The 16,674-nt window shown below is 53.7% G+C and carries 12 protein-coding genes; 4 read left to right on the top strand and 8 right to left on the bottom strand.

Annotated features, from left to right (window positions below):
- Positions 1 to 41: 41 nt before the first annotated feature.
- The 3 genes from H7F31_RS01325 to H7F31_RS01315 all read right to left on the bottom strand — a co-directional run bounded on the left by H7F31_RS01325 (position 42) and on the right by H7F31_RS01315 (position 3,307).
- A complete protein-coding gene (locus tag H7F31_RS01325) occupies positions 42 to 542 on the bottom strand; it encodes a hypothetical protein (RefSeq protein ID WP_187102672.1) in 501 nt (166 codons plus the stop codon).
- A gap of 30 nt (positions 543 to 572) precedes the next feature.
- Positions 573 to 1,076 (bottom strand): hypothetical protein, encoded by a 504-nt coding sequence (locus H7F31_RS01320; RefSeq protein ID WP_087572182.1) that lies wholly within the window; start codon positions 1,074 to 1,076, stop codon positions 573 to 575.
- An 86-nt stretch (positions 1,077 to 1,162) separates the two neighbouring features.
- Positions 1,163 to 3,307: a multicopper oxidase family protein gene (locus H7F31_RS01315; RefSeq protein WP_187102671.1), complete on the bottom strand. Its 2,145-nt coding sequence runs from the start codon at positions 3,305 to 3,307 to the stop codon at positions 1,163 to 1,165.
- A 421-nt stretch (positions 3,308 to 3,728) separates the two neighbouring features.
- On the opposite strand from H7F31_RS01315, the gene H7F31_RS01310 reads away from it, so the two are divergent.
- From H7F31_RS01310 to H7F31_RS01295, 4 genes are all read left to right on the top strand, one after another.
- Positions 3,729 to 3,977: a hypothetical protein gene (locus H7F31_RS01310; protein WP_187102670.1), complete on the top strand. Its 249-nt coding sequence runs from the start codon at positions 3,729 to 3,731 to the stop codon at positions 3,975 to 3,977.
- Between the two features lie 1,024 nt (positions 3,978 to 5,001).
- Positions 5,002 to 5,535 (top strand): YceI family protein, encoded by a 534-nt coding sequence (locus tag H7F31_RS01305; protein ID WP_187102669.1) that lies wholly within the window; start codon positions 5,002 to 5,004, stop codon positions 5,533 to 5,535.
- Between the two features lie 345 nt (positions 5,536 to 5,880).
- Positions 5,881 to 8,022: a GTP-binding protein gene (locus H7F31_RS01300; RefSeq protein ID WP_187105160.1), complete on the top strand. Its 2,142-nt coding sequence runs from the start codon at positions 5,881 to 5,883 to the stop codon at positions 8,020 to 8,022.
- Between the two features lie 35 nt (positions 8,023 to 8,057).
- Positions 8,058 to 8,315 (top strand): DUF2164 domain-containing protein, encoded by a 258-nt coding sequence (locus tag H7F31_RS01295; RefSeq protein ID WP_187102668.1) that lies wholly within the window; start codon positions 8,058 to 8,060, stop codon positions 8,313 to 8,315.
- Positions 8,316 to 8,527: 212 nt separating this feature from the next.
- On the opposite strand, the gene H7F31_RS01290 is transcribed toward H7F31_RS01295, so the two are convergent.
- From H7F31_RS01290 to H7F31_RS01270, 5 genes are all read right to left on the bottom strand, one after another.
- Entirely contained in the window at positions 8,528 to 9,337 is an 810-nt protein-coding gene (locus H7F31_RS01290; RefSeq protein WP_187102667.1) for an alpha/beta hydrolase, read from the bottom strand.
- Between the two features lie 34 nt (positions 9,338 to 9,371).
- On the bottom strand, positions 9,372 to 10,208 hold the full coding sequence (locus H7F31_RS01285; protein ID WP_187102666.1) for a carbohydrate ABC transporter permease: 837 nt from the start codon (positions 10,206 to 10,208) through the stop codon (positions 9,372 to 9,374).
- Between the two features lie 13 nt (positions 10,209 to 10,221).
- Complete coding sequence (locus H7F31_RS01280) at positions 10,222 to 11,172, bottom strand: carbohydrate ABC transporter permease (RefSeq protein WP_261800267.1); 951 nt, start codon at positions 11,170 to 11,172, stop codon at positions 10,222 to 10,224.
- A gap of 125 nt (positions 11,173 to 11,297) precedes the next feature.
- Positions 11,298 to 12,779 carry an ABC transporter substrate-binding protein gene (locus H7F31_RS01275; protein WP_261800266.1) on the bottom strand — a complete coding sequence of 494 codons (1,482 nt, stop codon included), beginning with the start codon at positions 12,777 to 12,779 and terminating at the stop codon, positions 11,298 to 11,300.
- A 28-nt stretch (positions 12,780 to 12,807) separates the two neighbouring features.
- Positions 12,808 to 16,587 carry a DUF4838 domain-containing protein gene (locus tag H7F31_RS01270; RefSeq protein WP_187102665.1) on the bottom strand — a complete coding sequence of 1,260 codons (3,780 nt, stop codon included), beginning with the start codon at positions 16,585 to 16,587 and terminating at the stop codon, positions 12,808 to 12,810.
- Positions 16,588 to 16,674 lie beyond the last annotated feature (87 nt).

Below are 16,674 nucleotides of genomic sequence, written 5' to 3'. Positions count from 1 at the left end.
GTTGTAACTAGTACAATTAGACAATAACAGGGCAAAATCCTTTAACCCCGTCGAAACTCCTCTTCTGCCAAATATTCCAAAGCCTCCTTATAGGATTCGAAGGCCATGTCGATTGCGTCGCCCGCGTACAGGTACCACATCTCCTCATCAAAGAGAAGCGTGTAGGCTTCGCCGCCAGGGCTCAGCCACCGTTCGGTGACCGGGAGGGGCCTTCTGTTCGCGGCAGCGCGTTCCGAACCGGAGGTTTCGGCGTCGGCAGGCCCGTCCCCCGATAGCGAAGCGATGGAGCGCGCGACCAGTCTCCGGAGCTCTTCCTCGGAGTAGTCGCGTATATTCACCAAACCCTTGGAATCCACGTGCACATCGCCGAGAAGACCTGCGTAGACGAAGCCGTTGCCATTGGGATGAAGGTGGTAGACGACGGTTTTTTTGTCATGGACGCTCTCTTCGAAGTGGAAGTTGACCCGCCCAAGCGAAACGTCCTTCCGCTGAAGCTCAGGAAAGGACGCGATAATATCAATTTTCTGTTGGAACGTTAGCATGACGACAGATGGCCTCCTTGGTTGGCTGCCCTAGTCGGCTTTCCTCCGCAGCGTCAGCAGCGCGGCACCGCCCAGAATGAGCAGAATCGCGAAGTAAGGCTGGCCTTTCAACATCTCGCCCATCAAGGCGCCGAAGGAGAAGACCGCGAAGAAGAGCAGGGACAGCACAGTTAGAATGTTGATCGGAATCAGCAGCCACTTGTTGCGGTTGCCGAACCAGTAAAACTCGAACAAGCCGACAGCAGGCGCGAGGATGAAGCCGGGCCACATATACTCCCAGTTGCCGAATAACATGGCGATCTGACAAACGATGCCCGCTGTGATGAGCACGCCGCCAGGGATCAGTACGCCGATGCCCTTGCGCCCCAGCACGCTGAAATACAGCCAGTGGAAGAACAGGCCAACCGGCATAACGAAAAGCGATGGCCAGAAGTAGGCAAAGATTTTGCCGGGACCAAACGACTCCCCTTGATTCAAGAGCAGGACGACACCTAGCAGGAGCGCGAGCGCGCCTCCGATTGTTTTGATATTCATGATTAAACACTCCGTTCTATTAGTATATACAACTGTAACCCTTATTCCAATCTTCAATGCGCTTGAAATCTTGTACTTGCCAGAGATTATTCGGGATGGTTGAGCACCTCCCTGCCGATCTCGAAGGGGGAGGAGACTCCGTCGTACATAAGGTGCATCGTCATGCCTGCCGCCGCATGTACAAGATTGTGGCAATGATCCATCCAGAGTCCGGGATTGTTTGCGAGAAATGCGACTTCATACACCTCGCCGGGCAGGACATCCAGCGTATCCGACCACCAGGGACTGCCGGTCGTGACTTCGCCGTTCCGGCTTAGGACAAGCATATGATGACCATGCAGATGCATGGGATGATCGACGGCGCTTCGGTTGATGATCGTAGTTTTCACCACTTCCCCTTCCTTCACGACGAACATCGGCGTGTGGGGGAATACATTCCCATTAATTGTATCATATAAGCCGGGAACGCCGTTATAAAAAGCTAATCCGTTATCGAGCAGCATGGTGAATTCTCTGTCGAAGACGCTGTCCGGACCGAACGGGGTGTCGGCAGGCTCGCCATAATGCGAAGGATCGAAGAGGCCGCCGCTGCCGTCGATGTCCGGCACATCGTAATCCTTTCCGCCATCAGGAGCCAGAAGCACGCCAAGCTTCTTGCTGCCGTTTACGCTCACATAGACGGGATTGTCCGGCATGACGAATGCGAGGTCGTATCGCGCTCCCGTCGTTAAGTAAAGCGCGGTGCCGCGAAGCTCGCCGGGTTTGTTCAATTCGACGCCGTCGATGGCCGTTACCCGGAAGGGGGTTCCCGTCACGTGATGCGCCTTGCGCGTCCAGTTGTCCGTATTCAGGAGCCTGATCTTTACGGGCGTGCCGGGCGCTACTATCTTGCGCTGCAACGTATCGTCGTCTCCGATGGCGAGACCCCCTCCTTCCCAGACATGGGTCGCAACCGTAATGTCTTCGCCCGGCTCATCCTCTGTTGATGGAGGATCTACGATCAACATGCCGAACAGTCCCTTCTCGACGGCTTCCTTGGAATGCTGGTGGGAGTGATACCAGAACGTGCCGATCTGCTCCGCGCGGAAACGGTACGTGTGGGATTCGCCTGGCATGACCGCGTCCTGCGTGGCGCCGGCGACGCCGTCTTCGGCGTTCGGCACGTCGAGACCGTGCCAGTGGATCGTAACGCCGTCTGCGATATCCTCGTTCACGAGTCGCACTTCGATTAATTCGCCAAGCTTCATTCGGAGCTCGGGACCGGGAATGACGCCGTTGTAGGTCCAAGCCTGCACGGTTTTGCCGGATGACAGCTTCACCTCAGCCTGCTTCGCGACCAGATCGAAGACGCGATCTGCTTCGCCGTCCCTTGGACCGGCGAGATCTGCAACCGAGATTGAAGGGCTTCCTGACGCTTCTTGGCCGGCTTCGGTGCCAGGGAGATGGCTGGCGTGCAGCAGGCCGCCCAAGGCGGAGTGACTGTGCTGCTTGGAGGCAGTCCCTGAGAGACCCCAATCCGGCGTACCCGTCATCATCGGCATACGGTCGGGAAGGCGGCTTTTGTCGGCCGCGATGAGGACCGGCAAGCTGATGATTACGGCTGCCGCGATGGCGGAGCCGCTAATGCGGAATCTTCTTCGCCAAGGGCGGTAGACGGTAGCTTCCGGGGAAGCGGCGGCTACCTGATTCCGGTTGGATTGATGCATCCAGAGCAGACCGCCGAGGAAGACAAGAATCGTAATCGGCATCAATACTTTGAACCAGACGAACGGAAGGGGAGGAGCCAGGAAGAAGTAGAAGGCGCCTGTCGCCGCCAGAGCCGTCAGCTTGAACGGCATGACAAGCCCGGTCTCGGTGGCGTGCCGCCTTCTCGCGACATCCAGCTCTTGGTCCGAGCCCGCCTGCGTGCGCTGTGCGAGCTTGCGGATCCGAGGCAGCGCCGAAAGCGGGATGGAGATGGCTGTCAGCAGCAGCAGCGGCGTTCTCAGCAGGAGCCGATCCAGCCAGAAGGCGGGGTGATACGCTGTGGCCAGCGCGACGTCCGCCGCCGAGGATAGAAGCGCGAGCAGGAGCAGGCTCCAGCTCCAGAATATCAACTTGCGCGTTTTGCGATTAAGCTCTTGTTCATTTTTGCTGAATATCAGCTTGGATGACTTGTTCGCGGCAATCAGGCTCATAATTAACAGGATCGCGAGCGCCCCTTGCCCCGTATTGACGATTAAGCTGTACATCTGATAAACCCCCCGGTTATTCGAGAAATGATGCGTGCCTGTCATGCACTTCAGCTGCGAGCGCCGGCTTCATCTGGGATATGAAGCCGGCTTCTCGTAATAAAACTTGCTGTACCGTCAAAGGACGGCTTAGCCGTTTCAACTTGACTGTATTAATCGTATCCTTCGACGTTCCTCATCGGAACGGGCGAGAGGCTTAAGCTAACCTAGACCTCGGTCGGGGGGAGAAGCGGGAGGGAATAGCTTCGTAATCGAACATGGAGTGCTACGTCCAGCCTGCTGTCGAATCCTCGCGGAACTTCGAGATGACAAGTGCTCGAATCATGGCGAAAACTTCCTATGATCCGACAATTTACACCTCTTGTCTCTCGGCGTGAAAGCGCTACAATTAAGATAAGAAATAGGACAGGAGGTGATAGACATGAGCCAAGATCAAGACGTGGTTCAAGAAAATGACGAAATCGTGGAGCTGATCGAAGGAGAGGCTGCTGCAGAGGAATCTGCGGAAGCTATCGAGGTCGAGGCGGTGCTCGCGGAAGAAGCGGAGGAAGAAGAAGCCGAAGCGGAGGCCGAAGCCGTTACGGAAGCCGAGCTGGAGGAAGAGCTTGAAGAAGCTGCCGCTGCTTCGGACGAAGAGGCGGAGGAAGCTCCGGCAGAGGAAGAGGAATAAGGCGTCAAGGACGCAGGCAGCCAGGCTCGCGCTTGGGCTGGCCGCATCCGTGGAATGAAACCCGTACTTCGTATCAGAAGTTTATACCTATACATGCGTTGCAATCGTATCTTGCCGTTTTCTGGCGGACAAGCCACGGTTCGACGCCGCGGGCTCTCGCGCGTGACAAGGCAACGTCCTTGCGCGCAGTTAGCAAGCCTGCAACCGCAAGCCGCTCTGGCGCTGAATGTAATCAGCCGCCGGGGCGGCTTTTTCGATTGAATGATATTCCTCCATACTTGAGGGCCATCATTCTCGAAATAAAAACGCGCTGCGGCGCCAAAGGACGGCGACAGCACGTTCACCTTGTAATTATTGAGTTTATAAATGTCCATCCCCTTGTACGGGGCAAACAAGATCGCAGACCGGCGTTTTTCCCACGCCTTGCGTAGTTCAATCTGAAAGTCATTGAGGTACGGGAGTCCGGAATGCATATAGCGACAAACCAATTTATAATGGCGGATAGTTGCTCCAATGAAGGGTTTTTGAGTAGCGATAATATTTGTGCGAATATACACAAATATAGCGCCGTATGTGCTTCATATCGATTTAATTGTACGAAAATACATAAATTTAGGTTTGCAAAGGCTCGAATCGCCGATGTGAGTCAAGGATTTGTGTACATTTGTACAATTTGCCGGTTGGGGGAAGCGAAGGCTAGTGGATTTGAGTGAAAATGTACAATTGTTACGGAACTCAGAGGTTCAAGCAATACAACATACAGCATCGTTCTAAACATGGGCAGCAAGGTTAGCTGTTATGCTGCGCCGAATGCTGTAAGTTATTTAGCTTTATTAGCTTTAAGAGAAAAGCGGAAAAAAAGCTGTTGACATTGAGATATCTTTAGTTTAAGATAAATCACATGAACGAAACATAAGTAAGTTAATTATTAAAGGTTAGTAATCGGCAGGAAACATCAAGAGACGACATTTCTGCGACAAGCAGAGCGCTATAAAAATAAAACATTATATGGAGGTTGTTCACAATGACAAAAGCAGTTTGGGCAGTAGACGCATCCCACAGTGTGGTAGAGTTCTCCGTTCGGCACATGATGATCGCGAAGGTAAGAGGTTTTTTCCACGCTTTCGAAGCGAGCATCGAGGCAGACGTGGATGATCTGACGACAGCGGACATCACATTTAAGATCGATCTGAGCAGCGTAGACACTCGCAATGGCGACCGTGACGCGCATCTGAAATCCGGCGACTTCTTCGACGTCGAGAAGCACCCAACGCTTGACTTCAAAGCGACATCGATCACGAAATCCGGCAAAGGCGAATACGAAGTGACTGGCGATGTAACGCTGCACGGCGTAACGCGCTCCGAGACGTTCGAAGTATCGTTCGAGGGCTCCGGCAAGGACCCATGGGGCAACACTAAAGCGGGCTTTAGCGCAAAAGGCGCTATTAACCGCAGCGACTACGGATTGACCTACAATGCGGCTCTGGAGACAGGCGGCGTTTTGATCGGCGACGAAGTGAAAATCTCCATCGAGATCGAAGCTTTGCAACAAGCGTAATTGAGACAACGAAACGGGAAACGGTTTGTCGGAGCATGCTCCGGCAGACCGTTTTTTGCCTTGTGGAGAGCAGAGAGCGGCGGATTGTGTATGAAAAAGCGAGTACAACGGGGCGCAGACGGACGTGGGCGAGCAAATGTGTATGAAAAAGCGAGTACAACGGCGGGCGTAGGCTATGCGGCTTGTGCTCTGGACGCAGCTCCGGTACTTTGGTAAGCTTCCTGTGTACAGATTGCTTGAACGGATGGAGGGTCAGCACATAGTGTGCTGCACATGAACCAATTAACATGCCATGTCCCGCTTGAGGGGAAGCATGGACATGGCATGGTAGAGGAGTTTCTGCAGATGAAGAGGAGCGAGACGGAGTCTCTCCGCAATATCGGCATTTTCGCGCATGTCGATGCAGGCAAAACGACAACGACGGAAGGTCTGCTGTATCTAAGCGGCCGCATCCGCCAGCTTGGAAGCGTGGACGAGGGAACGGCGCAGACCGACTCTATGGAAGTCGAGCGGACGAGAGGCATCTCGGTGCGTGCGGCCTCTGCCCGGTTCCAGCGGAACGGGACAACGATCAATTTGATCGACACGCCGGGCCACGTCGATTTTCTCTCGGAGGTTGAGCGTTCATTGCGCGTCATCGATGGCGCGGTGCTGATTCTGTCGGCGGCGGAGGGCGTGCAGGCACAGACGGAGGTGATCTGGCATGCGCTGCAAGAGAGGGAAATTCCGACCCTATTGTACGTGAATAAAATGGATCGCACGGGCGCCTCAGCCGAACGAACGCTCTCGGAGATCCGGCGCTTGCTGACACCGAATGCAGCGCCAGTGCAGGCGCCTGTCGGCTCCGAAGAGACGTTCGACGGAGTCGTGCCGATCGTATCGTTCGGATCCTTGGCAGCGGACGAAAGCCAGAGCGCCGAAGCAGCCAGTCAGGGCGCTGCAAACGCGCAAGCGAGTGCCTTCAGCTCACGCAAGTTCGCATCACGCAAGGAGATCGATGGCGGACGGCAGGGCGAGAAGAAGCATACGTCAAGCAACAGCGAGCTCGCGGAACTGTTCCGGCAGGCGCTCGCCGAAGCTGTCGCGGATGCCGACGAGGAACTGATGCTTCGATACCTGGAGCAGGGCGACTTGACGGAGCAAGAGCTTGCGGAAGCCGTCCCTCGTCTGGCCAAGGAGGCGCGGCTCCATCCTGTGCTGTTCGGTGCATCCGCCAGAGGCTTGGGCATTGAGCCGCTGATGGACGCGCTGATTGCCCTTCTGCCTGCTCCCAAGGGCGATGCGGACGCTCCGTTGTCCGGCGTAGTATTCCGAGTGGAGCGGGATGCTGCCATGGGCAAGATTGCATACGTGAGATTATATGGAGGCGTCATTCGCAACCGGGATTCCGTCCTCAATCTGACGAGAGAGGTGGAGGAGAAGGTGACGCAGATCCGGCGCATCGACGGCGGCCGCCGGACGGAAGATGTCGGGGAGCTGCGAGCCGGGGACGTAGCGGCCGTGTACGGCTGGAGCGAGGCGCGTATCGGGGACATCGTCGGAAGCGCGGAAGGAGTGCCAGGAGAGGCGAGGCTTGCGGTTCCGCTTCTCACAGTGCAGGCGAAGTGGACCGATGAATCGCGCTACCCCGCCATTGTGACCGCGCTTCGCGAGCTGACGGAAGAGGACCCCCACCTCGACTTGCAGTGGCTGCAAGAGCAGCGAGAGCTGCATGTTAAGGTGATGGGACCCGTTCAGATCGAGGTGCTGAGCCAGGTGCTGAAGAGCCGATTCGATCTCGATATCGAGTTCGGCGCTCCTTCCGTTATTTATAAGGAGACGCCGGCGGAGATGGGAGAGGGCTTCATCGCCTATACGATGCCGAAGCCTTGCTGGGCCATCCTGAGATTCCGCATCGAGCCGGGCGAACGGGGCAGCGGCTTGCATTACGAATCGCTGGAACGTACGGAACGGCTGCTGGAGAGCTACCAGAACGAGGTGGCCCGTCGTGTGCCGGAAGCGCTTCAGCAGGGTCTGTTCGGCTGGGAGGTTACCGATCTGCGCGTCACGCTTGTCGAGGGCGAGCATCATGTGTGGCACACGCATCCGTTGGACTTCGCGCTGGCTACGCCAATGGGCATTATGGACGGCTTGAACCGGATCGGCGTCAAACTGCTGGAGCCTCTGCTGGCGTTCAAGATTTCCGTGCCGGAAGAGCATGGCGGCAAGATCATGAACGAGCTGATCGCCATGCGCGGAGAATTCGACGCTCCGCAGCTGCGAGGCGAACGGATGGAGCTGACGGGCAAGCTCCCGGTGGCGACTTCGCTTGATTTTCCCGCGAGATTCGGGTCCATGACCAAGGGCAGGGGCATCCTCTCGACGACGTTCGCCGAGTACCGCGAAAGCCCGCCGGACGTCAAAGCGGAGCGGCCTCGCAGGGGCGTGAACCCGCTGGATCAATCCCGCTTCATTCTGTATATGCGGAAGGCTTTGGCGCAATCATAACGTGCGGAGCATGGAGCAGAAAGGAGGTGCGTATCATGTCAGTGACGAGAATGCCGAGAGAAACGAAGCAATTGCTTGTGTCAAGTATCCGGCAGTATTTGGAGACGGAGCTGGACAAGGAGATCGGAGAGCTTGCGGGGGAGCAATTCCTGGACTATTTGCTAAGCGAGTTGACCCCGCATATTTATAACGGGGCGATCGACGACGCCCGCAAGCTGCTGGAGGAAAGAATGGCCGCTGCGGACGATGATCTGTATGCCCTTAAGAAACCGTTCTTGAATGGCAGAAGGTAAGTGCGCTTCCTGCACGCGCATGAACGCTTAAACATAAAACGAGGCTGTCCCAAAAGCCAAATTGTAATTTTTCGAGCCCCAATGGTAATTCGGATTTTTTTCGAAAAAAAGGACCTCATCCCCCACTTTACAGTGGAAATCGAGGTCCTTTCACGTGCTATTTGGTGCATTTCCGCCTATTCTATGCGGTTTTGACGGAAGTAAGGTCGTCTTTACTTCATCTTTTTTTCTTTCCGGCGGTCTAACCAAGCCTCCAGCAAGCCCAATGCCCGTTGTTGTTCGGAGGTCTCCAAGCGATAAAAAAAACCGTGTTCTGTTCCTTCGATCAAAACGGCCTCTGATTCTCCTCCGTAACTTCTGATCTTCTCGCTCATGAGATGAATATGCGCGTGGGGAAAAAAATACTCACGCTCGGCAAGCAGGAACAAGAAGGAAGGACTATCCCGACCAACATGGTTAACCGGCGAGGCTTGGGCAAACATATCGGCACGATCGAGAACGTCATAACGATACCCGATAGTTTGCTCGATACTGCCTCTTATGTCCGCGTTCATATCCGGCCACTCCTCCAACGTTGCAGGACCGTTTATCGATACGCATGCATCGGGCTTCCGCCACAGGTCTCGATCTGTCTGCGCAATATCCAGAGCCTCCGGGGAGACAAGCGCCAGCAAGGAAGCAAGATGCGCCCCCGCCGAGCTGCCCAGGACAATTATATTGCGGACCGCCTCCTGACTGCGCTCCAGATGGCGCAGGAAGGCAAGATACGCTCCCGTTACATCGGTTAGCTGCTGCTTCCAGTTCACTTCGGGCGCAGGACGATAACCGGCGCTGGCACACCAGTACCCGCGGGAAGAGAAGTGCTCCAGATGATAATGGAACAGATCCCTGTTCCCGGAATTCCAACCGCCGCCGTGAATATAAAACAAGGCCGTAGGCCCCGCAGTACCATAGGGAGCGGCAATATCCACAGCTCTTTTCCATACAATGGGCTGATCCAGATACAGCGTCGTTAGCTCCATACTCCCTGCCCCCCATTATCAAATTCAAAATGATCTAACCTTTAACCGCGCCGAGCGTTGCGCCTTCCATAATCCACCGTTGAAAGAACATAAACATGATGATCGAAGGCACCATCGCAATCATCACTCCGGCAAACATGGTCACCCAATCCGATGTGTACTGCATCATTTGATTAGCCGCGTACATACTGACGCCGATCGTGTATTTCGACTGATCGCTCAAATAAATGAACGGTCCCAGGAAATTATTGTACAGTCCCAAAAATTTAAAGATCGCCACCGTCACGATGCCCGGAATCGATAAAGGGAATATAATCCGCATGAAGACCTGGAGAATCGACGCTCCATCCAAAAATCCGCTTTCTTCCAGCTCCTTGGGCAACGATCGCATGAAACCTCCCAGAAGCATAAGAAAAAATACATTTTCCCCTAGACTGTCGAGCAAGATGAGTCCGGTCAGACTGTTCGTTAGATGCAGCTCCCGCATCAGCACATATTGCGGAATCAACGCATTGATTCCCGGCAAAAACAAGGAAAGCATGATGAGCGCCCACATCAGCTTCCGGCCTTTAAATGAAATGCGGGTTAGCGCGTAGGCGTTAATCGTTGTCAGGAACGTACCCAACACTAGACTGACTCCGACATAATAGAGCGTATTCAGCATCGCGTTTCCGATGCCGTATTTGATCCAGGCATTTTTATAGTTCATCCAGTTTAACGATTCGGGCAGTGCCCACACATCTTGAAAAAACGACGGATTTGATCGCAGCGATTGATAAAACACCCATAAAAGCGGAAACAATATCGCCATGGACCAGGCGATCAGCAAAACCCACCAAACAACATCGATGATCGTACGTTTCTCTCGCATGCCTTCCATCCTCTCAATATTCAACCGACCGGTCAGGCATATATTTATCCATCAGCAATTTTGCTGTCACCAAAATGACAAACAGAAGCATGCCCACAGCCGAAGCGTAACCATAGTTATGATTTTCTGTTCCAAAAGCAAGATTGAAAATATATAGCCCGACTACATCCGTTGCTCCCGCGGGACCGCCGTTCGTCAGGATCAATTGTTTCTCGAATCCTTTCAGGGTGCCCAGAATCAGGAACAGCGCGCTTATGCGGACAATCGGCATAATTAGCGGTATCGTGATGCGAAATAAAATCGTCATATGGCGTGCCCCTTCCAAAATGGCCGATTCATAAAGCGACTTCGGAATGGTTGTCATGGCGTTCATGAAAATAATGACGTAAAGGCCCACGCCTCCCCATACGTAAGGCGGTACAATCGCGGCAAGCGCGGTTCTGGCTTCGCCAAGCCAATAAAAATTTCCGATCGGCACACCCAGCAGCCGCAGGAAATCGTTTAACAACCCAAAACTTCCGTCATAGATAAATGTCCAGAGCAGGGCAATCACGATGGTAGAGAGCACATTCGGGAAAAAAAACAGCACTTTAAAAAAGGATGTTCCTTTATAGCCTTTATTGGCAAGCAAGTATCCCAATAACAGCGAGATGGAGATGACGGCGATCGGCACGGTCGCCATGTAGAACAGGTTGTTCAGCAACGCCCTCCACACGTATTTATCTTGAAACAATGTCACAAAATTGCTCAAACCAACAAATTCCGGCTCGGAGATGCCATTCCAGTTCAATAAAGAATAATAGACCGACAACATATTCGGGTAGAGCGTAAACAGCAAATATCCCCCAAAGGCAGGAGTTAGCGCCAACAGCAAAAAGAGATTTCGCTGCATCTTCGCATTTTTCAACCCATCTTTCCACAAACCGGAAGCTGGGGATCGTTTGACGCGCGACAGTCGATTCAATTCGGCAACTCCTTTCTGTATTAGAATCGCTTATGCATGTTTCCGCTGTATTGACGACAAAGGATGATTAACCGTGAATACTTTGCCGCCAATAGCAGCGGGGAGTCATTTCCTTGCAAAAGCTATTATTTCTGTGCCTGTATCGCCTTTTCGATTAACTTTTCCGCCTCCTCGAGAATAGGCAGAGGTTCCTTATTTCCTGATGTAATGCCGATCGTGCCTTCCTGAATGACCTTGTTCGCTTGAGAGACGCTCGGGTCCGTTAACGTCCGATCCCGAACGGCCCCCTCCATTTTTGTGTTGTTGGCATTCATGTACTCGAACATCGCTTTCGGCGCATTCTGCAACTTGCCGGCTCGAGTTTCGTCATCGGAGAAGTCCTGGCGCACCGGCAATTGTCCGCCTTTCTCGGCGATGACCTCCTGTACGTCCAGATTCCACATCCAAACATTAAATTCTTTGGCCCATTGCTTGTTCAAATCCGGCTTGCCCGCCCAGATGTAGTGACCATTGCTTGCCGTGGAGCGAATCCATCTGGTACTGTCCGGGTCGTCGCCCATAGGAACCGACATATAACCCCAGACGAACTCAGGCGGCAACGCCGACTTCATTTCGTTTTCCACATACACGCCGGTCGCTACCATCGCCGCCTGCCCCTGGATCATTTGCATTTGCGATTGAGTGTGCGACAAGGCCGCCACACCTTCCGGGAAATATCCTTTTTGGCCAAGCTCATAGATTCGTTTCCATACTTCGGTGCTTTCCGGCGAAAGATGCTGGGGCAAATCAAAGTTGCGGAAGTTCTTTGTAAACTCCTCCAAATTGCCGTTGATTTCAGCAAGTTCGAACATTTTGACCGGGCCGAATGCATGCTCGATATAATTCGGATATTGGCCCGGATACGTTATGGGAATGACTCCGTCCGCTTTGACCTTGGCCAGCAGTTCGACAAATTCACTCCAAGTATTCGGCGACTGGTTCCATCCCTTCTGCTCGAACAATAGTTTGTTAAAGAACAGGCCGGATCCGCTGGCGGCTACAGGCAACGCATAAAGTTTACCCTGGACGACATTGACCGAAGCTTCAACCGCTCCCGGCATTACCAGTTGCTTGAGCGTTTTGCCGTTTCCATCATATAAAACATGGTCCCACAGATCGTCCTGCGGCTCCAGCTTGCCTGCCAGGACAAGCGGCGTTACTCCGCCCGGAATAGTTCCGTTGAACAGATCAAACATATCGTCGTCGTCATTGGCCGATATTTTGGCATTGATTATATCGCCGATCTTCGGAGAATATACGACCTCAAAGCTGACATTCGGGAATTTCTTTTTGAATGTGTCCATCGCATAATCGATATATTCGCGACCCATACCGCCTTCAAAGAAACCGAATTTCAGCGTCACGGCCTCGTCCTTCGGCAATCCGTTCTCCGGATATACGTCATCCTGAGCCGCGGCCGTCGGGGAACTTGTATTCGGCGCCCCGCTTGCCCCATTCGTTTCTTTATTTGTTTTGCCATTCCCGTTGCCGCTGCAGGCTGCCATGGACATCGCAAGCACCAAAGCAAGGAGCGCAACCACAATCGATTTCATTTTAACTGCCTTCATTGAAAGTCCCCCTAATCGTTTCTATTAGTCAATTGCCGCTCGCCGCATTATAAAATTGCACATCGTCAATATAGAGTTCTATCGGCTGCGCGCTTTCAACCAGGAAATTCAGACGCACTTTACCTACTGCTATACCGTTAACCGTTGCGGGGATTTCTCCTGTAAGCCGGGCTTCCAGCCATACGCCCTCCGCATTCTCCAGCGCAGTCACGGGAGAACGCACGGTGCTGAAATTGAGCCAATTGCCTTGATCATCCAGCAAATCGAATCCCCACTGCATGCTCGTCGACGTATTGCCGCCTGTAGGTATATGGTAATGGAACGAGAAGTCTACCAAACCCGGCTGGACGGAAATCACCTGGCTTGGGCCGCCCCAGCCTTTTCCATAAACCATCATGCTCGCGTTATCCGTATATCCCGTTCCTTCCACGCGCTTAATGGCTCGGGACGATGTCGATCGGGACAACAGCTCCCACGGCGGCGCTTTTGTCGCATCACCCGGCTCGCTATTCTGGAAGGAGGGGTTAAGCACCAGATTGGGCTCGGATACCGCTTGCAGCAGCATGGCGGCAAACTCTCTGGCACGGATGGAGGAATGTGTCGCCGATAGATCGGCTGCGCGAGCCCGCACAGGTCCGCCGCTTGGCTCCTGTTCCTTCATGTATTCGACGAGCTGCCAAAACTCGGCGACATTCCAGCCCGACCACATCAACTGGTTAAACGATCTGGCATCGAAAGGTTGAAAGAGCGCAGGATCGCTTCTAAATTGCTCCAGTAACAGAACCCGTTTTTCGGCCATCTGCAGCCTTTCTTCAAAGTTGTCTACAGCTTCTTCCAGCAAGACAAGCGCTGCGGCCGTATCGGCAGGCGGCTCATTGGCTTGCGGATAACTCAGGACGGACGCTTCGTAATACTCGAAGGCTTTCATAAGCAGATTTGCTCTGGCTTGCTGCTTATCCGTGCCCGCGTTCGCAACGACCTGTTCCAGCAGTCCTCTGCTAATCGCGATGTCTTCCGCTGTGACTGCCTCCAGATAAGACGGATTATGAAAGGTTTGATAAATGGCGCCGGGCAAAAACCACGGTTCTTCGATCGCCCGTTCCGTCCAGAATTGTTCCCAATGCTCATAATAATCTTCCAGATAAGGAGCCGCTGCTGCGCCAACTGCCCGCGAATACCATTCCTGGAGCAGTGCATCGACGTTCAGTTCGGGATCCCAAAGCAGCTTCGCGGCTACCCATGCCTTTGCTCCTTCGCCCCAATTCGGATACAGCTCGGCGTATAGCGATGTCACTCCCCGATTGTGGGCAATTCGGAAATTGTCTGCCATCAAATGCGGGTATACGCGCGGCACAAGATAGGGACTGCCATAAATATAATCATAGTATGCGACCTGCTGCGTAACCTCCAGCCAGCTGTCATGATCCGCCAAATCCTGTGCCTTCTGATCTGAATCAAGCCAAGCAGTCCTGTCCTTCGTAATAAAAGGAATAACGCGCGGGTTCAACGGAAACGATGGAGGTCTGTCAATCGCCTGGTAAACAAGAAATCCAAACCACTTGTCCGGGTAAACCTGCAGCACGCGCTCTACAACCTGATTGACCCAATTGAAGTAGACGGGAACCGGGTCGCTCTCGCAAAAACCGTTTCCATCGTTAGTACCGAGCGAATACGATTGCGAATTTGGATTCGCCTCGAAATAGGCAAGAATCTCCGTAACCGCCGCTTCGATCGTATCCGGATTCGAAAAGCACGGCTGCCATCCTTGTATCGAATTCGCTGCCGGAGGTATGCCATTCGGATAAAACTCCGGATTGCTCACCCCGTACTTGGATATTGGGAATAAATTATACATATTGTGATGAAAGCTGATCGGAGCGTTATAGAAACCTTGCATTCCGTTTCTCTGCGCCCATTTGTATTGCTCCTGCCACACGCTTACGCTGTTGTTCGGCTTGGCATGCAGAGGACTGAACACCCGAAAATCGAATGCCGGTTCTTCGCGTACGATATCTCTGGCAACCAACAGGTCGCTGCGCTGCGGAACATCCTCGCCGTCAGGTCCGGGCATAAGCCAGCGCACGCCGGCATATCGCTCCAAGAAGTTGTTGACGCCGTTGACGGCTCCCCAAACTCCGGCTCCCGCAATGACGACCTGATGTTCTTGCGGATAGATAACAAAGCCGTCGCGATTCAGCCCCACCAGCAAAACATCCAGCGCCGGATCATTGCCTGAAACGCTTTGGGCGGTGCCGAGACGGATCACGATCGTATCCGGATCGACTCCTTCGCTCAAATATTCCGCTTCCGTTAGAACGGGCAAAAGGGTGTTTGTCGATTTATGCACGTATTCGACAAGCGTATCAATGGCAGGGCTGCTGCTGGAAACGATCGGCTCGAAACCCGGATTCGTTATCGGCATGTTTTCGTCGCTGGCCGACTTCAGCGTTACATCATCGAAGTAGAGATTGGCAGGAGCCATGCTGGTGAACAGGATCACCGCTGCGTAGGCTGCCGACGGCGGCGCCGCGGCGGTGTACGACACGTCCTGCCATTCGGCCAAAGGTACTGCCCGAATTGATCCTTGCTGGGCGATCCTGACTTTATTGGCGTCATAGTAACGAATAAAGACTTGAGGATCTCTGCCGGATTCGCGATAGACGGCTGCCGAGAGCGTATAGGAGACGCCTCCGGTTATCGCGACGGGATCGCTTATTATCCCGTAGGACCCGTTATCCGCGGCTTGGATATGAAGGCTCTTGATGCCGGAGTGGCTGCGCTCATCGCTTACGGCAATACTTCCTGTCCCGTATTCTTGTTTCCAGCCCCGGATGCCGTTTGGCTCCGGTATTTCTTCTCTCTCATAAACCGTGTCGTCCACCACGATTACCGCATTGGCCTGTCCGTTACGAACAATCTCCAGCGGCGGCAACGTCGGCTCCGGCGTAGGTGTCGTCGTCGGCTCTGATGTCGGCTCATCCGTGGGTGCGGGCGTTGACGCCGGTGTCGGCTCGTTGGCCGGTCCAGACGATGATGCAGGAGTCGGCGACGGATTGAGGGACGGTTCCGGAGTGGACGTGGGAGCCGTTGTTGGGCTTTGTTCGTTCTGCCCTTCTCCCGCTTGTCTGTAAGCTTCGTAATTCGTCATAAATTCGAATGCGAGCCGGGCCGCCGCCTGGCGTTCCGCAAAATCTTGCGGTGCGAAACGGAGCGATCCATCGTTACCCGCGATCCCTTTCAAAAATCCGATGCGGAAAGCCAGGGCGACATAAGGTTTCGCCCAATCGGCAATGCTTTCGGCGTCGGACCACTTAACCGCGTTCCGTTCCTTGAGCGCTTGTTTTTCCAGTCCAAAAGCGCGAATGTACAAAACGGCCAATTGTTCTCTTGTCACATAAGAGTCCGGCGAGAAAGTCGAAGCCGACGTCCCTTGGACAATGCCTGCCGCGACAAGAGCGCCAATGTAGCCGCGATGCCAACTGCCTTCCGCAACATCGGAAAACCGCGTGGCTTCATCGGGCTGTTCCGGCAAACCCGATACAAGCGCCATGACTTTCGCCAGCTCCGCTCGCGTAATCGGCTTTAGAGGAGCAAACGTACCGTCTTTGTACCCATTGATAATGCCTGCCGCCGTTAATTGCTCAATTTCTTTCCGGGCATAAGAAGAATCGATGTCCGTTATCTGCGGCGCAGCCCCGTATATTTTCCCGGGTGCTTGAAAACCTCCAAGCGACAGAGTGGAAGTCAACAATAAGACAACAAGCAGCTTGGTTATAACGTTTCGTGCATACCGTTTAACGTAAAGCATGGATCATCCTCCTTGAAGCAGAAGTATGTTCTTCTAAAGCCGAAAGCCTTTTCATATCAATTCAACGGCGCTCCCCCTTCGCTTTCC

Source organism: Paenibacillus sp. PAMC21692, assembly GCF_014303795.1.
Lineage (GTDB): Bacteria > Bacillota > Bacilli > Paenibacillales > Paenibacillaceae > Pristimantibacillus > Pristimantibacillus agaridevorans.
The sequence above is the reverse complement of the archived record's forward strand: the minus strand, read 5'-3'. Positions and strand labels throughout refer to the sequence as shown.